This is a genomic window from Gordonia sp. LUNF6 (assembly GCF_047041125.1).
In the GTDB taxonomy this organism is placed as follows: Bacteria; Actinomycetota; Actinomycetes; order Mycobacteriales; family Mycobacteriaceae; genus Gordonia; species Gordonia sihwensis.
The window spans coordinates 3,846,782-3,867,366 of record NZ_CP178181.1; the positions used below are offsets into that span (position 1 = coordinate 3,846,782).

At 65.2% G+C, this 20,585-nt stretch carries 15 protein-coding genes, 4 pseudogenes and 1 other annotated feature; of the genes and pseudogenes, 4 read left to right on the forward strand and 15 right to left on the reverse strand.

The window, feature by feature from the left end; genetic code table 11:
• Window positions 1–17 precede the first annotated feature (17 nt).
• Window positions 18–1,499, reverse strand: a complete 1,482-nt coding sequence (locus tag ACK8HH_RS18105) for an MFS transporter (protein WP_050792883.1) — start codon at window positions 1,497–1,499, stop codon at window positions 18–20.
• A gap of 187 nt (window positions 1,500–1,686) precedes the next feature.
• Here ACK8HH_RS18105 and ACK8HH_RS18110 point away from each other — a divergent pair, with 187 nt between their 5' ends.
• Window positions 1,687–2,373, forward strand: coding sequence for a TetR/AcrR family transcriptional regulator (locus ACK8HH_RS18110; RefSeq protein ID WP_008382024.1), 687 nt, complete (start codon window positions 1,687–1,689; stop codon window positions 2,371–2,373).
• 47 nt (window positions 2,374–2,420) lie between these two features.
• Here ACK8HH_RS18110 and ACK8HH_RS18115 read toward each other — a convergent pair whose 3' ends face one another.
• The 10 genes and pseudogenes from ACK8HH_RS18115 to ACK8HH_RS18160 all read right to left on the reverse strand — a co-directional run bounded on the left by ACK8HH_RS18115 (window position 2,421) and on the right by ACK8HH_RS18160 (window position 13,879).
• Window positions 2,421–2,981, reverse strand: coding sequence for an integrase core domain-containing protein (locus tag ACK8HH_RS18115; RefSeq protein WP_003937322.1), 561 nt, complete (start codon window positions 2,979–2,981; stop codon window positions 2,421–2,423).
• Between the two features lie 531 nt (window positions 2,982–3,512).
• Window positions 3,513–5,144 (reverse strand): long-chain fatty acid--CoA ligase, encoded by a 1,632-nt coding sequence (locus tag ACK8HH_RS18120; RefSeq protein WP_003937321.1) that lies wholly within the window; start codon window positions 5,142–5,144, stop codon window positions 3,513–3,515.
• 74 nt (window positions 5,145–5,218) lie between these two features.
• On the reverse strand, window positions 5,219–6,286 hold the full coding sequence (locus tag ACK8HH_RS18125; RefSeq protein WP_003937320.1) for a BtrH N-terminal domain-containing protein: 1,068 nt from the start codon (window positions 6,284–6,286) through the stop codon (window positions 5,219–5,221).
• Window positions 6,287–6,335: 49 nt separating this feature from the next.
• The gene (locus ACK8HH_RS18130; protein WP_003937319.1) at window positions 6,336–7,172 is read right to left on the reverse strand and encodes an SDR family oxidoreductase; all 837 of its coding nucleotides are present in this window, start codon (window positions 7,170–7,172) and stop codon (window positions 6,336–6,338) included.
• Window positions 7,169–8,697, reverse strand: a pseudogene (locus ACK8HH_RS18135) (aldehyde dehydrogenase family protein). The gene ACK8HH_RS18130 and the pseudogene ACK8HH_RS18135 overlap by 4 nt, the downstream one beginning before the upstream one ends.
• Window positions 8,694–9,419 (reverse strand): transglutaminase-like domain-containing protein, encoded by a 726-nt coding sequence (locus ACK8HH_RS18140; protein ID WP_003937317.1) that lies wholly within the window; start codon window positions 9,417–9,419, stop codon window positions 8,694–8,696. The pseudogene ACK8HH_RS18135 and the gene ACK8HH_RS18140 overlap by 4 nt, the downstream one beginning before the upstream one ends.
• Entirely contained in the window at window positions 9,416–10,876 is a 1,461-nt protein-coding gene (locus tag ACK8HH_RS18145) for a cytochrome P450 (RefSeq protein WP_003937316.1), read from the reverse strand. The genes ACK8HH_RS18140 and ACK8HH_RS18145 overlap by 4 nt, the downstream gene beginning before the upstream one ends.
• A gap of 71 nt (window positions 10,877–10,947) precedes the next feature.
• Complete coding sequence (locus ACK8HH_RS18150) at window positions 10,948–12,150, reverse strand: NAD(P)/FAD-dependent oxidoreductase (RefSeq protein WP_003937315.1); 1,203 nt, start codon at window positions 12,148–12,150, stop codon at window positions 10,948–10,950.
• Window positions 12,147–13,535 (reverse strand): cytochrome P450, encoded by a 1,389-nt coding sequence (locus ACK8HH_RS18155; RefSeq protein ID WP_003937314.1) that lies wholly within the window; start codon window positions 13,533–13,535, stop codon window positions 12,147–12,149. The genes ACK8HH_RS18150 and ACK8HH_RS18155 overlap by 4 nt, the downstream gene beginning before the upstream one ends.
• 23 nt (window positions 13,536–13,558) lie before the next feature.
• Window positions 13,559–13,879 (reverse strand): 2Fe-2S iron-sulfur cluster-binding protein, encoded by a 321-nt coding sequence (locus ACK8HH_RS18160; RefSeq protein ID WP_003937313.1) that lies wholly within the window; start codon window positions 13,877–13,879, stop codon window positions 13,559–13,561.
• 120 nt (window positions 13,880–13,999) lie between these two features.
• Here ACK8HH_RS18160 and ACK8HH_RS18165 point away from each other — a divergent pair, with 120 nt between their 5' ends.
• Entirely contained in the window at window positions 14,000–15,001 is a 1,002-nt protein-coding gene (locus ACK8HH_RS18165; RefSeq protein WP_008382041.1) for a helix-turn-helix domain-containing protein, read from the forward strand.
• Between the two features lie 126 nt (window positions 15,002–15,127).
• On the opposite strand, the gene ACK8HH_RS18170 is transcribed toward ACK8HH_RS18165, so the two are convergent.
• The 4 genes and pseudogenes from ACK8HH_RS18170 to ACK8HH_RS18185 all read right to left on the reverse strand — a co-directional run.
• A complete protein-coding gene (locus ACK8HH_RS18170; protein WP_003937311.1) occupies window positions 15,128–15,883 on the reverse strand; it encodes an ATP-binding protein in 756 nt (251 codons plus the stop codon).
• A gap of 395 nt (window positions 15,884–16,278) precedes the next feature.
• A pseudogene (locus ACK8HH_RS18175) lies at window positions 16,279–16,668 on the reverse strand (ATP-binding protein); the annotation flags it as partial.
• A 32-nt stretch (window positions 16,669–16,700) separates the two neighbouring features.
• A protein-coding gene (locus ACK8HH_RS18180) for an IS3 family transposase (protein ID WP_085948520.1) occupies window positions 16,701–17,923 on the reverse strand; the annotation gives its coding sequence in 2 pieces (ribosomal slippage) (window positions 16,701–17,644 and window positions 17,644–17,923; 1,224 coding nt in all).
• Window positions 17,521–17,654: a sequence feature (AL1L pseudoknot), on the reverse strand. Its footprint overlaps the gene before it by 134 nt.
• A gap of 49 nt (window positions 17,924–17,972) precedes the next feature.
• A pseudogene (locus ACK8HH_RS18185) lies at window positions 17,973–19,046 on the reverse strand (IS256 family transposase); the annotation flags it as partial.
• On the opposite strand from ACK8HH_RS18185, the pseudogene ACK8HH_RS18190 reads away from it, so the two are divergent.
• Together ACK8HH_RS18190 and ACK8HH_RS18195 are read left to right on the forward strand one after the other, a co-directional pair.
• A pseudogene (locus tag ACK8HH_RS18190) lies at window positions 19,045–19,311 on the forward strand (transposase); the annotation flags it as partial. The pseudogenes ACK8HH_RS18185 and ACK8HH_RS18190 sit on opposite strands and share 2 nt — an antisense overlap.
• Window positions 19,312–19,380: 69 nt before the next feature.
• A protein-coding gene (locus ACK8HH_RS18195) for an IS3 family transposase (protein ID WP_371308121.1) occupies window positions 19,381–20,546 on the forward strand; the annotation gives its coding sequence in 2 pieces (ribosomal slippage) (window positions 19,381–19,665 and window positions 19,668–20,546; 1,164 coding nt in all).
• The last annotated feature ends 39 nt before the right edge of the window (window positions 20,547–20,585 follow it).

Sequence of the window (20,585 nt, forward strand, 5' to 3'; positions counted from 1 at the left end):
ACGAAACCCAGGGCGCTTCAGGTCGTGGTGGGGGTGGGCCGGGGTGTGCGTCCGGGGGCGAGGATGGCCAGCGCGAGTGCTCCGGCCGCGGTGATGGCCGCCAGCGCGAGCGCGGCCTGGGTGCTGCCGTGTACGAACGCGGTCTTGGCGAATTCGGCCAGTGGCTGGGCGGCGGGTCCGGCGCGGTCGGCGACCTGCAGGGCGGCGGCGAGGGAGTCGGCGACCGGGCCGCGAGCGGGTTCGGGCAGCTGGGGCAGGGCGGGTTGGATGTGGTGGGTGTATCCGGCGGCGAGCACGCTGCCGGATACGGCGATTCCGATGGCCGCGCCGATCTCGCGGGCGGCGTCGTTGACGGCGGCGGCGACACCGTGTTTGGCCACGGGGGTGTCGGCGACGATGGCGTAGGTGGCCGGGGCGGTGCACAATCCCAGCCCGGCGCTCAGGATCAGCAACGGCCACAACAGGTCTGGGTAGTCGGCGGCCAGGGTCAACCGGCTCACCAGGAAGAGTCCGGTCGCGATGGCGAGCAGCCCGGTGACGGTCATCGCCCGCAGCCCGACCCGGCTCGACAGCCACGGCGCGATCACCGAGATCGCCACCAGCGGCACCGCCATCGGCACCAGGCCCAGCGCCGAACCGAGCGGCCCGTACCCGAGGATCAATTGCAGGTATTGCACCAGCAGCAGGAACACCCCGAAGGTGACCAGGAACTGGATGGTCACCGACAGTGACCCGGCCCCGAACCCCCGCCGGGCGAACAACCGCACATCCAGCAGCGGCGCGGCGACCCGCAACTCCATGATCACGAACACCACCGCCGCGGCGACACCGAGCGCGAGGGTGGGGGTCACGAGCGGGTCGAGCCAGCCGCGCGCGGGGATCTCGACGCAGGCGAACACGATCGCCGCGATCGCGATCGCCACCGCCACCGCGCCCACCCAGTCCACCGGCGGGTGTTCCCGCTCGCGGGATTCGGCGATGGTGCACGCCAGCGCGGCCAGCACCACCCCGGCCACGGTCAGTCCCACGAACACCGATTCCCACGACCACCGCGCCAGCAGCAGTCCCGAGCCGAGGATCCCGAGCACCGCACCGGACCCGGCGACCCCAGCCCACACCCCGACCGCGCGCCCGCGATGCGCTTCGGGCAGCCCCGCGGTCAGGATCGACAGGGTCGAGGGCATCACCAGTGCCGCGCCCGCGCCCGCCGCCGCGCGGGCCGCGATCAGCCACACCGGCCCCGACATGAGCAGCGGCAGCGCCGAGGCCACGGAGAACACCGCCAGGCCCGCGATCAGCACGACGCGGCGCCCGTAGCGGTCACCCACCGCGCCGGCGGGCAGGACCAGACACGCCAGGATCAGGGTGTAGCCGTCGACGATCCAGGTCAGCTGCGATTGGGTCGCCCCGGTCGCGACCGCGATCAGCGGCAACGCCGAATACAGTGCAGCCATCGCCGCGACGACCAGCGCCACCGCCAGGCACGACACCGTCAGCATCCACCATTCGGCCCGCGCCAGCACACTGTGACCGTCAGTCGTTTCCGGTGCGTTCACCGGCACCTCCCACCCGACGAAACCATCGGTATCGCTTCGCTACCATGAGTATCACAGGCGAGAGTGGTTGCGATAGAGTCGAAATCGGACACATTCACCGCCGCCCGTTTCCTTGGAGGTCTTCCCGACCATGACCACCCGCGACCAGGCCGACACCCGCACCGGACCCGCCGCGCCCCACTCCGCCACCGGCGAGCAGGACGCGGATCTCGATCAGGCCGATCCGCGGTTGGCGCGCTCGCGGGCACGGTTGCTCGACGCGGCCACCCATCTGCTGGCCACCGGCGGTATCGACGCGGTCACCATCGACGCGGTCACCCGCACCTCGAAAGTCGCGCGCACCACCCTCTACCGGCACTTCGGCAGCAGCACCCACCTGCTCGCGGCCACCTTCGAACGCCTACTCCCACGCGTGGACACCCCACCCGACGACGGGCCCGTGCGCGAGCAGTTGATCGCGTTGCTCACCGCCCAAGCCGACCTGATCGAGAACGCTCCCCTCCAGCTGACCACCCTGTCCTGGCTGGCCATGGGATCCATTACCCCCGACCCCGGCGCACCCCCTGACTCGGGCGCGGTCACCTCCCTGCGCGCCCAGGTCATCCGCCGCTACCGCGAACCGTTCGACCACATCCTCACCAGCCCTGAGGCCCGCGCCCACCTCGGCGACCTCGACACCACCTTCGTCATCATCCAGCTGCTGGGCCCGATCGTCTTCGCTCGCCTCACCGGGCTGCACAGCATCGACCACCACGACTGCGCACGCCTGGTCGACGATTTCCTCACCGCCCACCACAACCACAACACCCGCAAGTAAAACCGACAAAAGCCCGCACGTACGGAGGTCGGGTCAACGGCTCTGGCTCAATTCGGGTGTGAGGGATACCAGAGCCGTTGATCGAACACTCCTGGACGAGGCCGCTGCTGCGTCGTCGTGTCCCGTGTCAAGTAGTTGGCAGGTTTTCGGTCTCGGGGAAAGTTGGGGATCCGAGGGCCGACCAGGCCAGGGTGGATCTGGATCGGCCGGTTCCAAGCGATGGCTTCGTGCGGCCGGACGGTGTTGTGCTCGACCCGGTAGGCGTCAGCGTGCTTCACCACGGCCAAGACGTCATCGATCTCCTCGAGGAACAGTCGCTCGTACTTCAGCGACCCGAAACCGCGTTCGCGCGAGCCGTTCTGGCCCGGCGACCTGACTCGGGTACCGACGTGGCGCAGTTCGGGGTGTGCGGTGACGAACGCCTCGAAGCGGAACGACCGGAACGGGCCGCCGTTGTAGGTCACGATCGTCGCCGCGGGCTCGAGACCACGGCCGGGCTCGCGTGGGCACGTTTCGGCCAGCGGGTGGTCGTACGACTGCTCGTAGTCGGCCAAAGCGCGCTCGATCGCGGTGATCGCGTTCGTGCTGGTTCGCCGTCGGCGACACATGCCAGGGATGCTCGTATTTGCTCCAGTAGTCCCGGCAATCCGCGATACGCCACGTCCCGCCAGCGGTGGTCTCGAACTCACTGAAGTCCAAACGCTACACCTGATTCGGGCCGGTGGGCTCGGCGGCGAACGCAGCCTTGCGGCTGGCGGCAGCAGACCCTCGTCTCGCAGGCACCGCAGCACGGTCGCCTGCGACACCGGGTGCCCGTCGCAACGGCACATCGCCCACACCTTGCGATGGTCGAACCGGACCGCCGCCAGCACTGCAGGTGGGAATTTTCGCAGGTACCAGCAGGAAGTATCCAGGGCCGCCAAGTGGCCGCGATCGCGCGGCAGTCGAGGTTTGGCCTGCGAGGTTCTCGGCTGACTCAGCGTGGGGTATGTCGCACCACCCGGTCTGCGTTCGCGGCGTGACTGAAGAGAGGCGTGACCACTAAGGCCGGGCAAGGTACTCGAAGTCGGACTGTCCGCCGCGGATCCTAACCCCACGATGTGAGCAGGGACCCGTGCTCGATGATCTAGAGAGGATTCCTAGATTTCGACGACGGCAAGCTCTCCTTCGGCATGCAGGGAGCGCAGGCGCTTCTTGTCGAACTTGCCGACCGAGGTCTTGGGCACCTCGGAGACGAAGCACCAACGCTCGGGCAGCCACCATTTGGCGACCTTGCCAACGAGGAAGTCACGCAGATGGGCAGGTGTGGGCTCGCGCCCGTCACGTACGACGATCACCGCGAGGGGACGTTCCTGCCACTTCTCGTCCGGCACCCCGATCACAGATGCCTCGAGCACATCGGGGTGTCCGGCGAGCAGCAGTTCGAGCTCGACCGAGGAGATCCACTCCCCGCCAGACTTGATCACGTCCTTTGTGCGGTCGGTCAGCGTGACGAAACTGCGTTCATCGATCCGACCGACGTCGCCGGTGCGCAACCAACCGTCCTGAAACTTCTCCCCGTCATCCTCTTCGCCGATGTACGAGCCGGTGATCCAAGGTCCGCGCACCTGCAGCTCGCCGACGGCTTCGCCGTCGTGCGGGAGCTCATTGCCCGCGTCGCCGACGATCCTCAATTCCACACCTGGAACCGGACGGCCTTGAGTGGCTCGCAGGCGCCACCGCTCCTGCGTGTCGAGCGATGCCGGCGGACGCGCGACGGTGGCCAGCGGCGAGGTCTCGGTCATTCCCCACGCCTGGACAACCTGTACGCCGTACTTCTCCTCGAAGATCTCCATCAGGTGAACGGGCACGGCGGAGCCACCGCAGGCAACCAGGCCGAGAGAGGAGATGTCGTAGCTGGGGTTGGCCTCCACGAAGTTCAGCACGTCGTTCCAGATCGTCGGGACCGCGCCTGCGACGGTTGGCTTCTGGGCATCGATGAGCCGTACCAGCGGCTCGGCCTGCAGGAACCGGTCAGGCATGAGAAGGTCGGCACCTGCCATGAGGGCGGCATAGACCAGTCCCCAGGCGTTGGCATGGAACATCGGCACAATAGCGAGGATCCGGTCATCGCAGCCGACTCGCAGTCCGTCGGCGGCGCAGGCCGCCATCGAATGCAGGTAGGTCGACCGGTGGCTGTAGGCGACGCCTTTGGGGGTCCCGGTGGTACCGGAGGTGTAACACATGGCGGCTGCTGACTGCTCATCGAGGTCAGGCCAGTCGAACGTCTCGGGCTGAGCGGAGATGAACTCCTCGTAACCCACGACTGTGAGCCCGTCACGGTGCAGCGGGGTGAGGTCCACCCCCCCGGTCACGACGACGGTGTGCACACTGGTGATGTGCGGCAGCACGGGGGCCAGCAGCGGGACCAGGCTTCCGTCGAGAATCACGACCCGGTCCTCGGCGTGGTTGCCTATGTAGACGAGTTGATCTGAGGCGAGGCGTAGATTGAGAGTGTGCAGTACCGCGCCCATCGAGGGCACCGCACAGTAGGCTTCCACATGTTCCTGGTTGTTCCACATAAAGGTTGCGACGCGCTCATCGCCTGTGATCCCGCAACCGCGCAACGCGTTGGCCAACTGGGCGGACCGCCGTCCGATCTCGGCGAACGAGGCGACCTTCACGCTCCCGTCGGGCTGCAAGGTCCGCACGGTTGCCGAGCCATGCACACTCGAGCCGTGGCGCAGAATCGCCGCAGTTGTCAACGGGACGTTCATCATCGTGCTCTGCATAGCATTCCTTGTTGAGAGAGTTGCCTTCGAACACAGCGATCCGGAGACCGAGCGTCCGGGGAAAAGTGGGGCTGTCAGCGATCTGCAGCCATAAGCGAGCTTGAAGCAGACTCCAGGGACTCGACCAGGTCCAACTCCAGCTCTGGCAGCCGGCTAGCCGCCAAAGACATCCCGGCCGCGCGCGCTCGCACATCAACGTCGCGCCGGATACCGGCACGTGCAGTCTCGGTCCATGCCTGCGCACAACGGCTGGCGGAGACGGCGAGTTGAGCGGTGGCGAAGTCGCCGGTCAGGCGTGCGACATCCGCGCAGCCATCGGCGAGCAATCGGCGGAACAGCCCGCCGCCGGTACCTGCCTTCTCGATAAAAGCGCTCAGGCTGAACAGGAGGATCTCGAGGTCGTCTATCGGAAGATCGGCCCAGGTCCGAACGTCGGCCGCCAGCTGTACGACCGCAGCTAGGCCCTCGGCCCCGGCCGCCGCTGTCGTGAGATCGACGATCCCGGGCTGCGACGGGCGGCGCATACTGGCCGCGGACTGGCGAAATGCCTCTGCCGCTACTTCCGCCACGTCTGGCAGCGCGTCCGGCCAGATGATGCGGTAGGTGCAGTGGCGCGTCGGTTCCGGGAAAGACTTCGAGGACCGCGCCCGAGCCAGCGCATCGAGCGGGACCTCCTGCACCTCGGCGCGGTCATTGTCCACGACAAAAGCGATCCCCTCGGCCTCGTCGTGACCGATCACGACGATATCGTGGCGACTCATCCGCAACTGGACCCGCAGGTACGGCAACTCACCGATGTCGCCCCACACCAGACTGGGTCTGCCTGCTTCGATCTCGTCGAGAACCCATGACCATCCCTCGCGAGGATCGTCGGTCGTGAGAACGTGGACCTGTCCGCCGAGTCGGCGGGGTAGATCGACTTCGAAGTCGGCACCTCGTCCCACCAGGTACAGCGGTGGGACGAGGTCGCTCGACCGGAGGTAGGATAGCCCCACCGCGCCACCGAGCGCGAACACCAGACCTTCGTCGGGCGGTCCATCCCACCCCAGACCATGCCAGTGCAGAAGATCGCGCATCGCGCCAGAGCCGCAATGCCCCGCCATCCGATGCGGGTAGTCCTTGATCAGGGTTCTGCGGGGCATAGGAGTTCCTCTTCGGTGGATCGGCGCACGACGGGGTTCGAAGACTGGATCAGTTGCTCCGGATTCTGTCCAGGTAGGCCTGGCGTATCCTCATGTCGACGTCGTCGAGGAACACCGAGTCCGTGCCCAGGGCCGATCCGAGCCAGGTAGCCAACCGACCGGGGACGAACTTCATCGCGGCGACCATGCCGCCGGCGAGGCGGGTGACACGCACGAAAGAACGCGGATTCTCGATCAGATCGGCTGTCGCTCGAGCGATCTCCTCGGGCTCGGCGTTGCGCAGTCCCTTGGCCCCAGCCGTCCCAGCGACGAGCTCGGTGTTGGTGAACGTAGGCCGGACCGTGGACAGCTGGACCCCGGACTTGCGGTATTCCTGTCGTGCTGCCTCAGTGAACCCGATGACCGCGAACTTGGTGCCGCAATAGGTCGCCAGACCGGGTACGGCGAGCTCACCGGCCAGTGATGCGGTGTTGATGATGTGCCCGGCACGCCGCGGCAGCATCCGTTGGAGGGCGAGTTTGGTCCCGAAGATGACTCCCAGGACGTTGATCTCGACCTGCCGCCGGGTCACCGCGTCGGCTTCCTCGTGGGCGTGCCCGGTGGGCATGATGCCCGCGTTGTTGATCAGCACGTCGAGGGGGCCGAGGCCCCCCTCGACCAGGTCGAGAAATTCGCGGAACGAGTCGGGATCGGTGACATCGAGGCGGGTGACGACCTTCACCCCGAGCTCGACGGCGGCCTCTTTGGCACGTGCCTCGTCGACGTCGCCGATGGCGACGCGGTGGCCTCGTCGGATCAGCTCCTTCGCGGTCTGGTAGCCGATGCCGCGGGCTCCGCCGGTGATCGCCACAGTCTTGGCGGCAGTGTGGGGGATGTGCGTCGTCACTTGCTGTTCTCCTTGTTCAGGCCGAGGCGTTGCCACAGGCCGCGGCCGGCTGCCGCGCGCAATACTCTTTCGGCGATGGCCGCACGCCGGGAGGTGTACGGGTACCACGTGAGTTCTCGTGCCGGGACAGGAATCCGCGGCTCGGTCACCGCCTGGACCCGGCAGTACTTGTGCAGCCCGTAGGCACCGCCGAGCCGCGCACCGATACCCGATGCCTTCCATCCACTGTGCGGCAGTGTGGTGGCGAAGAGGTTGCTGAAGACGTCGTTGATGTTGACCGCACCCGCGTCCAGGCGTTTCGCAATGCGCTGTGCCCGAGCGTGGTCGCGGGTCCACACCGTCGCAGACAGGCCGTACGCCGAGTCGTTGGCCAGACGGATGGCCTCGTCTTCATCCGCGACCAGCATCACCGGGATCGTGGGGCCGAAGGTCTCCTCGGTCATGCAAGCCATCGTGTGGTCGACACCGACCAGGACGGTCGGAGCGTAGTAGTTCCCGACCGCACTCCGGGTCCGCCGGCCAGGACCCGCGCACCCGCCGCCACCGCCTGGCTGACGTGGCGATCGGCGATCTCGACCTGCCTCGCAGTGACCATCGCACCCACGTCGTCACCTGTCGCCGCACCCTGGGCCAGGGAGCGCACCCTCTGCGTCAGCCGGGCCACGAACTCGTCGTAGATCTCAGCTACCACGTATACCCGCTCGACGGAGATGCAGACCTGCCCTGCGTTGAACAGACCGCCCCACGCGATCCCCTCCACCGCACGAGCAAGGTCGGCGTCCTCCAGCACTATCGCCGGATCCTTACCGCCCAGCTCCAGGCTCACCGGCTTCAGGTGCTCGGCGCAGCGGATCGCGACCGCACGCCCGGTGGCTGTCGAGCCGGTGAACTGCACGAAGTCAGCGGCGTCCACCACCGACGCACCCGCTTCGCCGGCACCCACAACATGGGCCAAGACCGGAGGGGCGCCGATCTCGTGCCAGCCCTCGACGACCCGCGCACACGTCAGTGGCGTCTCCTCCGAGGACTTCGCCAGGACCGCGCATCCGGCAGCCAACGCGGGCGCTGCATCCATGAGGAAGAGGGTGATCGGGAAGTTCCAGGGCGTGATGAGCCCGACAACCGGATATGGGTGGTAGGTCTTGGACAGCCGCTTCGGCAGACTCAACAGACTCGAGGACCTGACCTGCTCGCCAGCGAGAAACCTCTCGGCGTTGTCAGCGTAGTAGGTGATGAATTCGCACGACGCGGTCGTCTCCACGAGGGCATCTGGGCGCACCTTGCCCGTTTCGGCTTGCAGCAGATCGGTGAGCTCGTCGGTGTGAGCCAGGATCCAGTCCCGCCAGCGATGCAACCATCTGGCGCGTTGCCGCGGGCCAGCCTCGACCCACCCGACCTGGGCGCAGCGGAGGTCAGCCGCGACACCGTTCACGGTCTCGCGATCATCCACAGGGACGGTTGCGATCAGCCGGCCATCGGCTGGGTTGCACACGTCCAAGGCGTCCGCTGCGGTCGCCGTGCTCATCGGTCCTCCAGGGGTGAGTGGAACCCACCGGAGATCCCGTCGGGCTGGGTGCGGCTGGTGGGTGTGTCGGTGAAAGCGTCAGCGATCACGTCAGCGCGCTTGAACATCAACGGTCCATAGGTATGCCGAAGCTCGGTCAGGATCGCGTTCAAAGGCAGATCGTCGAAGATGCCGCGCTCGCGGACGTACTCCATATGCTGGGCTCCGTCGGCGGTGAAGGCGTGCAGGAGTGCGTCGCGATCACCGTCGAAATCCACCGGCGGCACACCGAAACGCGCACACAACTCGGTGTTGAACGCAGGCGTCGCCTTCAACCACCGGCCGTCGATGTAGAGACGGCTGTAGCCGTGATAGACGAACAGGTCTGTGCCGCCCATGAGCGCTCGCAGCGCTTCGGTCTGCAGGTGATTGCGGACGTCAGCGAAACCCAGCAGCGCCGGAATCCCTGCCGCTCGGCACACCGCGGTCAAGAGCACCGCCTTCGGGACGCAATAGGCGCGCCCGGACTCGAGGACGAAGCTGGCTCGATAGTGGGCGGGATTGTCCGACACCGTGTAGGGGTCGTACCAGATCTGGTCACGGACGGCGGTGAAGAGGCGATTGGCCTTGTCCCGGTCGGTGCTCGCATCCCCAACCGCGGCGGCGGTGAATGCCCGGACGGACTCGTGCTCGATGTCGAGGAAGTCGGTCGCCCCCAAGAACGCCACCGGTGCCGGATTCATCTGCGCTCCAGGGTGATCGGCAACCCGTCGACAGGAATGGGGAGCGAGGTGTTGTCCCATCTCACTTCATACTGGTCGGGGACCGACCAGGTGTAAGTGCGCAGCATGTGGTGCAGGATCGCCTTGACCTCGAGGGTGCCGAAGTGCAGACCAATGCACTTGTGCACTCCTCCGCCGAAGGGGATCCACCCGAAACGGTGATTCTGGTCCTCATGGCGCGGCTCGCTGAAACGGTCGGGGTCGAAGGTGTCGGGCTCGGTCCAGCACGACTCGTCGAAGTGGTTCACCGCAGGAGCCACGGCCACCAGGGTGTCCGCCGGGATGTGGCGTCCGGCAATCTCCACGTTCTCGATCGTCTTGCGCATCACGATCGGCACGGGCGCCACGAGGCGCAGCGTCTCCTTGATCACCAGGTCGAGAGTCGCCATCGAGTCCAGGTCGTCGATGTCGGGGCGGCGTTCACCGAGTCGGTCGGACTCGGCCCGAGCCCGTTCCTGCCAGGCTGGGTGCTTGGCGAGGAAGTAGGCGGCAGCGGTGGTGGTGATGGTCGAGGTATCGTGGGCCGCCATCATCAAGAAGATCATGTGGTTGACGACGTCCTCATCAGTGAACGCCTCACCGTCGGCCGTGCGCGCATGGCACAGCCCCGCAAAGAGGTCGTCTCCCTGGGCACTTCGAGCCGTCGGCAGATGCCGGGTGAAGTAGTCCTCCAGGAGCGTGCGCCCATGGACTCCGGCGCGCCACCGAGTCCCCGGCAGCGGGAAACGGATGATCGAGCTGGCTGCGCGCACGGTGGCCACGAAGGCGTCGTTGATGGCGTCAGTGTCCTCGCTCCCTCCCCGACCTGCCATGAAGACCTCCGTTGCGACGTCGAGAGTCAGGGCCTTCAACAGTGGGTAGATGCGCGTGGACCGGCCCGCTGTCCACCTGCGGATGCTGGTCTCCAGCGTCGGGCCGAGCTGGTCGACGTAGCCGGCGAGCCGGTCGCGGGTGAACGCCTCCTGCATGATCCGCCGATGCATCCTGTGCTCGTCGAAGCTCATCAGCATCAGGCCCCGGTGAAAGAAAGCATCGATGAGATAGGTCCACCCGTCCTGGGAGAACGACTTCGCCTTGGTCGTCAGCGCCTCCTGTGTGGCATCCGCGCCCGCCACCATCACGATTCTCGTGCCGAAGGCGCCCATCCACCAGACCGGTCCGAAGCGTTGGTACCTGGCCCGGGTGAAGTTGGAGCCGAACCTGATGTAGTCCAGGGTGTGACCGAGCAGAGGCATGCCCGCGGTCCCTCGGACGGGCTCGAGCCCCGACCCCGCCGGGGGCGGGGCGAGCTCACGAACAGGCCACTGGTCGCTGACCCCTAGCAGGGTCGCGTCGGCCCGACTCGGCAATGGTGCCAGGAATACCGACGAGAGCCGCTCACGACCCTTCGCCAGCGGGAGCTGGATGATGTTCGTCACTGACGTTCCTTTCCGAAATGTGGGCCCGTACTCGCTGTTGTCGTACCATCGCCGCCAAGGGACCGATCACCTCAGACAGAGCCTGCGAGCACCAGTTCGGTCCGGCCAATGGGGAGTCGCTGCGTGATGACCCGCTTGCTGAACATGAAGTGACGGGGCCGGTTGATGCAGTCGGCGGCGATGAGCTCGCCCGCACGCAGGTAGAAGCAGGTGAAGTCGCGGTCCCGGGTCGGGTCGCCGCTGAGGACGACTTCGTCGTACCCGGTGTTGAGACCGGCGATCTGGAGCTTGAGATCGTATTGATCCGACCAGAACCATGGAAGCGCCGCGATCATCTTGGACTTGCCGCAGACGGTCGCGGCCGCCACCTTGGCCTGCTCACCCGCACTCGGCACGGACTCCAGGCGTATGCGACGGCCGTAACGGGCCATGTCATGGCTGGCGCAGTCCCCAGCCGCCACGATGTCGGGGTCGCTGGTCCGGGTCTGGTCGTCGATCACGACGCCGTTGTCGACGACCAGACCCGCGGCGGCGGCGAGCTCGGTGTTCGGCTCAACGCCGATACCGACAATGACGAGGTCGGTGGGAATTGATTCGCCACTGGACAGGAACACCTCGCGGACCCTGCCGTCACCTGATAGAGCTTCGACCAGCGCGCCCGTCCGGATGTTCACGCCCTCCTCCCGGTGGATCCGGTCGAAGAACGCCGATACAGCGGGGGCGGTGACCCGTTCGAGGACGCGCTCGGTCGCCTCGAGTACAGTGACCTCCAGACCGAGCGCACGCAATGAGGCGGCCGTCTCCAGTCCGATGTAGCCGCCGCCGATGATCACAGCCCGACACCCGGGGCTGGTGGCCTCTCGGATCATCTCGACGTCCGCAGCGGTGCGTAGGTAGTAGACGCCGACCAGGTCGGCCCCCGGGATGGAAAGCCGTCGAGGGCGGGCCCCAGTGCACAGCGCGAGCTTGTCGTAGGGCAGCGCGTCGCCGGTGCTCAACACGAGATGACCAGCCGAGCGGTCGATCGCCTCCACCTTCGCATTCAGGAGTTGGATCCCCTGCTCGGTGTAGAATTTGGCGCTGCGGATCGCGAGTTCGTCGAGCGTGCTCTTCCCCGCCAGGTAACCCTTCGACAGCGGCGGGCGTTGATAGGGCAGCGCCGACTCCTCGCCGATGAGGACGATCTCACCGGTCCACCCTTCCTGGCGCAGACTGGCCGCGAGTTGGGCCCCGGCATGGCCGGCCCCGACGATGAGGGCCCGCTGCGAGGTCATGCGCTGGATTTCGGGGTGAGGCGGACCATCATCTTGCTGATGCCCCTCACGAAATTGGACTGCACGTACTCTGGCTCGCCGACGACCTCGATATTGTCGAAACGGGGAAGCAACTCCTCCCACAGGATCCGCAGCTGGAGCTCGGCCAGCCGGTTGCCCATACAACGATGGACGCCGAAGCCGAAGGAGATGTGGTTGCGGGCGTTGGCCCGGTCGATGATGAACTCATCGGGCCGTTCGAACACGCGCTCGTCGCGGTTGCCCGAGGCGTACCACATCACTACTTTGTCGCCCTTGCGGATGAACTGCCCGTTCAGAATGGTGTCGGCCTTGGCGACCCGGCGCATATAAGCCAGCGGGGTTTGCCACCGGATGATCTCCGAGCCCATGTTGGGGATCAGGTCGGGGTTTGCCTTCAGCTTCTCGAACTGATCGGGGAAGCGGTTCAGCGCAAGAACACCGCCGCTCATCGAGTTGCGGGTCGTGTCGTTGCCTCCGACGATCAGCAGCACGAGGTTGCCCAAGAATTCCATCGGGCGGTCGATCAGGTCCTTGGTGTTCTCGTTGCTCTGCAACATGGTGATCAGATCGAAGCCGGGTTCCTCCCCGGCAGCCATCCGCGCTGCCTTGTCGTGCCAGAGAGCGCTGAGACCTCGCGCCATGTCGCGCATGCCGGGGAACACCTCGTCGTTGTCCGAGGGCCCGCCGTTGGCTTGCTCCAGCGACGTCGCGAGATCTGACCAGTAGACGAGCTTGCGACGCTGCTCGTACGGGAAGTCCAGAAGGGTGGCAAGCATCCGAGCGGTCAACTCGATCGAGACGTTCTGCACCCAGTCGAACGGCTGATCCACGGGCAGGTCGTCCAGCACCTCCTGCACACGCGATCGAATCAGCCCCTCCATCTCACGCAGGTTCTTCGGCGCAACAACGCCTTGGACAGCGGCCCGCTGCGCGTCGTGGCGTGGCGGATCCATCGCGATGAACATCGCGATATCAAGGAAACGAGGCGGGGCCCCGATGACAATGAACGGCTCGGCGGAGAAGAGCTCGTGGTTCTTGTCCACGGCCACGATGTCGGCATGCCGCGTGACAGACCAGAACGGACCGAACGCACTGTTGGGCTGGTAGTGGACCGGCGCCTCGTTGCGCAAGCGCTCGAAGTAGGACTGCCAGCGCCCCTGGCGATAGAGAAAAGGGTTGCTGAGGTCGATGTCGGCGAGCTCGACGTCCTCGACCGGCGGGATAGGACTCTCGACGAAGAGCTTCTCTCCGTTCGTCCCGGTCACCCATCGCCGGGTCTTGTCATACAGATGCGCGCCCTGGATCTGCAGATCCATCGGGATGGTCGACTGAACCTTGGCGGTGATTGCTTCAGGAATCTTCATCAGGTCTTAACCGTTTCTCGCCGTCACATCTGGAATTCGGGTAGTTCGACGATCAAGCCGTCCCACGCCGCCGACGCCGCCATCTGGCAGGACAGCCGGGAGGTCGGCTGGCGCTCGGGGTTCATCGCGAGCATCTCCTCCTCCTCGGGACCCGAGAGGCCGACCTGCTCGGACCATTGCGGATCGACGATCACATGACAGGTACCGCACGCGGCTTCGCCTCCGCAGTCGCCGTCGATGCCGGGCACCGCGTTGTTGGTCGCGACCTGCATCAGCGACTGCCCTTCCTCGATGGGCGCCTCGTGCTTCTGGCCATCGTGGGAGACAAAGGTGACAACTGCCATAGCCAACTCCTGGATACGTCGTCTTCAATGTGAACTTGGTCAAAGTGTTGTCGAAGACGAGCGCGGCGGCTATGTTCGGCAGAGTCAGAAACTTGTGAATTCGGCTCAAAGGGGACCAGGGTGAACCTCAACGAGGAGGGTGTGCCTCCACTCATGTTCGCGCAATTGCTCGAGAGCCAAGCACTCGACTCAGACGCTGTCGCGCGGCTTCGCAACATCATGGCTCGCGAAGGAATCGACGAGACGACGTTGATCCAGCGGAACATCCAGGCCCCGATACGGTGGTTTCGCGAGGTGTACCCCGCACTCGATGTCGACCAGGCAACTACGCTCGGCTTCGCGTTCGCCGAGCAGGCTCAGTTGACGTCCTTTGGCCCGTTGAGCTTTCCTCTGGTCAGTGCAGGTTCGGTAGCCGAGATCGTCGAGCTGCTCACCTATCTGCCTTTGATCTCGACGGCCCTCAGCCCACAGTTCCACCCAAGAGACGAGGGGCTTACTGTGGGGCTCAGCGCACATACAGGCGATCCGGCCCTGAACTGCCTGGTCGTCGCGTACAGCGGGTCGGCGCTCCTGCGCCTGCTTGACATGCTCGCTGGCGATGTGCCGACCGTCACCCTCCATCTGAGCTGGTCGGCGCCGAACTTTCTGGCCAATCATGAGGACGCCCTAGCTGGGCGCCTGTACTTCGACGCTCCGACGTCATTCCTTCGTGTCCCCGCGGATACCCTCAACGAGGTATGTAGGTTCTCCGATCCCGTCGCCTATCGCCTCGCCATCGTTGATCTGCAGCAAACCCTCGAACAGCGAAGCAGAACCACGTCTTTCTCGGAGAAGGTGCGACGGCTCCTGGAGGAGGATCCCGGCAAACGAAGTAACGACTGGGTCGCACACGAGCTCTCGATATCCCGTAGCACACTCAAGCGGCGCCTGTCCGAGGAGGGGACCACCTTTCGCGAGTTGCGCGAATCATTCCTGCGTGATCGTGCGATGCTGCGGCTGCTCGACCGATCGATGTCGGTGAGTGAGATCGCTGCGGATCTCGGATACAGCGACCTCGCCAACTTCTCTCACGCCTTCAAGCGGTGGACTGGTCGCTCTCCACGCGAATTTCGGCACGAATAACCTACCCGTCCCGCCGCTGGTATAAAAAAGGCTGCGCGAAGTGGTGGACTTCGGATCAGCCTCGAACATGCACAGTGATCAGCGAGTCATATTGAGAATACTAGCTTGCCCGACCGCGGCGCCCAACTATCGGCTGTCCGCCAGATGTCGGCGCATGTTCGGCCCGTCCAGGGCGATGATCTCGGCGCCGGCGACGATCCGGTTGAGGATCGATTCGGCGATGACCGCGTCCTGGAGCGACTTGTACCAGTCCGGCGGATCGAACTGCGAGGTCACCAGAGTCGAACCTCGACCTTCACGAGCGGCCAGGATGTTGAGCAACTCGGCCGCGGTGTGCGCAGCCACCGGCGTCGTCAGGAAGTCATCCAGGACCAGCAGGTCACAGTTGTGCAGATCCGTCAGGAAATCCAACCGCCGCTGCGAGGTCGGTTCCAACACGGCGAGCCGGTTGGCCAGATCGTCGAGCCGGAAGAACCTCGCGCTGTAGTACTTTCGGCACGCGGCATTGAGCAGTGCCAGAGCCACATAGGTCTTGCCCACGCTGGACTGACCGAGCACGACAAGATTGCGGGTCGACTCGATCCATTGACAGCTGGAAAGCCGTGCGATTAGCTCCCGATTGAGGTTGCGGTCAGCCAGATAACGGATCTCTTCTACGCAGGCATCAGGGTTTGGCGTTCTGGAGGCCTTGAGTAGTTTCTGGGTCCGACGTTCCTGTCTGGCCGTGATCTCCTTATCCAGCGCGTGGAAGATCTTCTGGGAGAAGGTCCACTCGTCGCAGGCGGGATCGTTGGCCAGCTCGATGACGGTCTGCCCGAACGCGGTCATACGCAGCTGCGTGAACAACGGCATGTCCGCGTCGGTGAGGTGACGATCGATCACTTGGCCCCTCCCTCATCCGTCAAGTCGGCTCCGGTGGCTCCGGTCAAGGCAGAAAGGCTGAACTGCTCGGGCCCGGCCAGATGCGCCCCGGTGGTGTCGCGCTGTCCCGCCGGTGGCGCTACCGACGCAGCAGTCGCTGGTTCCGCCGCGGTGGTCGGTCGTGCGGCGGCCTGGGCCCGCAGCGCCGCCAGGCGTTGCTTGACCGCGGTGTAGGAGATCGCCCGTCGGGTCTGTTCGGAGACAAGTTGCCCGCAAGCCCGCTCGAGGAGTTGTTTGTCGCTCTTCCCCAGGGCGAGGATGTTCTGGCACGAGCGGTAGCCCTGGGCCTCTGTCAACGGCCAGTTTGATGTCCCCGCTGGTGGCCAGGTAAAAGTCCCCACCCTGTGCGGGATGTTCTAGGTGGGTGGTACCTCCGTTCGGTGTGTCATGCGGTAGGAATCGCCGTCGGTGATGACGATGGTGGCGTGGTGTAGGAGCCGGTCGAGGATGCTGGCGGCGGTGGTGTGTTCGGGCAGGAATCGTCCCCATTGTTCGAAGGGCCAGTGACTGGCGATCGCGAGGGAGCGGCGTTCGTAGGCGCCGGCGACGAGCCGGAACAGCAGTTGGGTGCCGGTGTCGTCGAGCGGGGCGAATCCGATCTCGTCGAGGATGAGCAGGTCTTGGCGTAGCAGGGTGTCGATGGTTTTGCCGACGGTGTTGTCAGCCAGTCCGCGATACAGGGTCTCTACGAGGTCGGCGGCGGTGAAGTACCGCACTTTGTGCCCGGCGTGCACTGCGGCGATCCCCAGCCTGAAGCGCCCTGGGTTTCGTTCCGTGGTTACACGGTCGCGGGCGCGGTCGTCGTGGTGTGAGTGTAGGTCGCTTCGACGTTCGCCGGGGTGCGGTAGCCGAGAGCTTCGTGGAGCCGGGAGGTGTTCCACCAGTGGACCCAGCCCATCGTGGCGAGCTCAACCTCGCTGACTGACTCCCAGATCCGCTTGGAGTAGATCAACTCCGCCTTGTATAGGCCGTTCACTGTCTCGGCCAGCGCGTTATCGTAGCTATCGCCGACGGTACCTACTGAAGCCGTAACTCCCGCGGCGAGCAGAGCGTCCGAATAGGCGAGCGAAACGTATTGACTACCCCTGTCGGAATGGTGGATCAATCCGCTTTCGTTCCTGCTCACCCCGGTGGACTGCAGTGCATGCTCCAGTGCGAGCAATGGCAGAGACTCCGTGTGGAGCGTGGGCGCGACCGCCCAGCCGACAATTCTGCGACTGAAGACATCGGTAACGAATGCGACGTAGCAGAACCCGGAGAGCATCCGGACGTAGGTGATGTCGGCGACCCAAAGCTGCTGCGGTCGATCCGCGACGAACCGCCGTTCAACGAGGTCCGGGCGCTGGTCATCTCCGTCTGCGGAGCAGGTGGTGACGGGCTTTCGACCTCGGCGAACGCCCTGCAGGCCGGCGATCTTCATCAGCCTCGCGACCTGGTCGCGACCGACGTTCCATCCTGCGTGGCGCATTGCGTGCCACATCTTCCGGACCCCATAGACGCTGTAGTTCGCCTGATGAATCCGCTGCACCTCCTCCGCCAGCATCTCGTCCCGAACGCTGCGAGCGGAGGCCGGCCTGTTCTTGGCAGCGCGGTATCCGCGGGAGGTGATGAACCCACATTCTGTCGCACTGAGGATGCGGCAGATGGCCTCGACCCCGAACTTCTCGCGATGCATGTCGACGAACGCGATCATTTCGTCGTGGGGCGGTCGAGTTCCGCTGCGAAAAACGCTGAGGCGGCCTTCAGGATCTCGTTCGCACGTCGCGCCTCGGCGAGCTCCCGCCGGAGACGGCGATTCTCCTCCTCGAGCGGCTCTCCCGGTCCGACCGGCTCGGTGGCGCCGTAGCGATTGCACCAGATCCGCAGCGTCTCTGTGCCGACACCGAGCTGCGGCGCGACGGCACGGATCGATGCTGCGCGAGGGCCGCCCTCGCGGGCTTGGCGGTCGTAGACCATGCGCACGGCACGCTCACGCAGCTCTGGACTGAACTTCTTGGGCATACTCCGATTCTCCTTGCTGAGACTCGGAACGGAACCCAGGGCGCTTCACGTTGACGGCTCGCCATTTCACTTGTGCGGCTTCGATGAGCTTGTAGGCCATCGCCAGTCCCGCGGCTCGGGAGCCGGGTCCCTTGGTCACCTTGGTCCGTAACCGCACGGTGGCGAAGGTCAACTCGATCGGGTTGGTCGTGCGCAGGTGGGTCCAGTGCTCGGCCGGGTAGTGGTAGAACTCCAGCAGCACATCAGCGTCGTCGACGATCTTGGCGACCGCTTTGGGATACTTCGCCCCGTAGGTCTTCTCGAAGGCGGCGATGGCCTTACGGGCGTAGCCGATGTCCTCGGCGTTGTAGATCTCCTGCATCGCTTTGATCGCATTCGGATGGGCCGACTTGGGCAGTGCGGCAAGCACATTGCCCTGTTTATGAAACCAGCACCGCTGCTCTCGGGTGTCCGGGAACACCTCGCGCAGCGCAGCCCAGAACCCCAGCGCCCCGTCCCCGACGGCCAGGTTCGGGGCCGCCATGCCGCGGCGTCGGCACGACCGCAATAGATCGGCCCATGATTCGGTGGATTCGCGGTACCCATCGGCCAGGGCGACGAGCTCTTTACGGCCGTCGGCACGCACGCCGATCATCACCAGCAGACACAGCTTCTCCTGCTCGAGCCGGACTTTGAGGTGGATGCCGTCGACCCAGAGGTAGACATAATCGCTGGTGATGTCGCGGTCGTCGAAGGCGGCCGCTTCCTTCTGCCACTGGCTGGCCAGTCGAGTGATCGTGGCCGCCGATAACCCCGCACCCGAGCCAAGAAACTGCTCCAGCGCCGGCCCAAAATCTCCCGACGACAACCCGTGCAGGTACAGCAGCGGCAACACCGCGCTGACCTCGGGGCTTTTACGTGCCCAGGCCGGGATGATCCCCGACGAGAACCGTTGGCGTTCACCAGTTTCAGGGTCGACCCGTTTGTCGTTGACCCTTGGTGCCCGCACCGGAACCGCACCGGCGGCGGTCATCACCTCCCGCGGGTTGTGGTAGCCGTTACGCACCACCAGCCGGCGCCCATCCTCATCGTGAATCGCCCCGGCGTGTCCGGAGACTCTGTTCGTTGGGAAGGATGGAGTCATGTCAGGAAGTGGGACGAAGAGGTACCCGGCCGAGATGCGTGAGCGGGCGATCCGGATGGTCGCTGAGATTCGGGCTGAGGATGACTCGGAGTGGGCAGCGATGGGCAAGGTCGCTGAGCTACTCGGGATAGGTACGCCAGAAACGGTCCGCAAGTGGTGTCGTCGGGCCGAGGTCGATGCTGGCCAGCGGCCGGGAACAACGACTGAGGAATCGGCCGAACTCAAGCGACTCAGACGCGAGAACACTGAATTGAAGCGGGCTAACGGGACTGCTGCACGTATAGGTGACATCTGATCTGGCTTGCCCGAGGGTGGGCCTGGAAGGATGACTATCGTGCCTAAGCCTTATCCGCAGGAGTTCCGCGACGATGTGGTCCGGGTAGCCCGAGACCGTGAACCTGGCGTGACACTCGCGCAGGTCGCGAAAGACTTCGGGATCCATGAGATGACCCTGGCCAAGTGGATGCGCCGCGTCGCCATCGACGACGGACACAAGCCTGGAACAACGTCGACCGAATCTGCCGAACTGAGAGAGCTTCGGAAGCGGAATCGGTTGTTGGAGCAGGAGAACGAGGTCCTGCGACGGGCTGCGGCATATCTGTCGCAGGCGAACCTTCCGGGAAAAGGCTCTACCCGCTCGTGAAAGAGCTCGCCGCCGACGGAATCCCCGTCACGGTGACGTGCCGGGTACTCAAGCTCTCCAGACAGCCCTACTACCGGTGGCTCAGGGACGCGGTCACCGCGGCAGACTGGGTCGAAGCGGAGCGGGCGAACGCCCTGTTCGACGCGCATCGTGATGACCCGGAATTCGGGTACCGCTTCCTCGCCGATGAAGCCGAAGCTGCTGGTCAGCCGATGAGCGGGCGGACGGCATGGCGGATCTGCTCGGCCAACCAGTGGTGGTCGAGCTTCGGCAAGAAACGTGGGAAGAACGGTAAGAAGCCGGGCCCGCCTGTGCACGACGACCTGGTCGAACGCGACTTCACCGCCGACACACCGGACCAAGTGTGGCTCACTGATATCACCGAGCATTGGACCGACGAGGGCAAGCTCTACCTCTGCGCGATCAAAGACGCCTGCTCGGGGCGGATCGTCGGCTACAGCATCGACTCCAGGATGAAGTCCCGTCTCGCCGTGACCGCTCTGGACAACGCTGTTGCCCGCCGAGAGGACGATGTTTCGGGTTGTATTGTCCATTCGGACAGGGGCTCTCAATTCCGGTCGCGGAAGTTCGTGTCCGCGCTCAACCGACACGGCCTGGTTGGGTCCATGGGCAGAGTCGGTGCCGCCGGCGACAACGCAGCGATGGAATCGTTCTTCGCGCTCCTCCAGAAGGACGTCCTGGACCGGCACCGCTGGAGCACCCGCGAGCAGTTGCGGATCGCGATCGTCACCTGGATCGAACGGACCTACCACCGACGCCGTCGTCAGGCCCGCCTCGGCCGGTTGACCCCGATCGAATACGAGACGATCATCAACACAGCCGCCTCAGCGGCATGACACCGAAACTGTCACCTGGTCGTGCAGCAGTCCCCCGGC

What these genes read in the sequence shown, in the direction of transcription:
- ACK8HH_RS18105 (WP_050792883.1), bottom strand. Translation starts at nt 1,499, where the DNA reads ATGCTGACGGTGTCGTGCCTGGCGGTGGCGCTGGTCGTCGCGGCGATG.
- ACK8HH_RS18110 (WP_008382024.1), top strand. Translation starts at nt 1,687, where the DNA reads ATGACCACCCGCGACCAGGCCGACACCCGCACCGGACCCGCCGCGCCC.
- ACK8HH_RS18115 (WP_003937322.1), bottom strand. Translation starts at nt 2,981, where the DNA reads ATGTGTCGCCGACGGCGAACCAGCACGAACGCGATCACCGCGATCGAG.
- ACK8HH_RS18120 (WP_003937321.1), bottom strand. Translation starts at nt 5,144, where the DNA reads ATGCAGAGCACGATGATGAACGTCCCGTTGACAACTGCGGCGATTCTG.
- ACK8HH_RS18125 (WP_003937320.1), bottom strand. Translation starts at nt 6,286, where the DNA reads ATGCCCCGCAGAACCCTGATCAAGGACTACCCGCATCGGATGGCGGGG.
- ACK8HH_RS18140 (WP_003937317.1), bottom strand. Translation starts at nt 9,419, where the DNA reads ATGAATCCGGCACCGGTGGCGTTCTTGGGGGCGACCGACTTCCTCGAC.
- ACK8HH_RS18150 (WP_003937315.1), bottom strand. Translation starts at nt 12,150, where the DNA reads ATGACCTCGCAGCGGGCCCTCATCGTCGGGGCCGGCCATGCCGGGGCC.
- ACK8HH_RS18155 (WP_003937314.1), bottom strand. Translation starts at nt 13,535, where the DNA reads ATGAAGATTCCTGAAGCAATCACCGCCAAGGTTCAGTCGACCATCCCG.
- ACK8HH_RS18160 (WP_003937313.1), bottom strand. Translation starts at nt 13,879, where the DNA reads ATGGCAGTTGTCACCTTTGTCTCCCACGATGGCCAGAAGCACGAGGCG.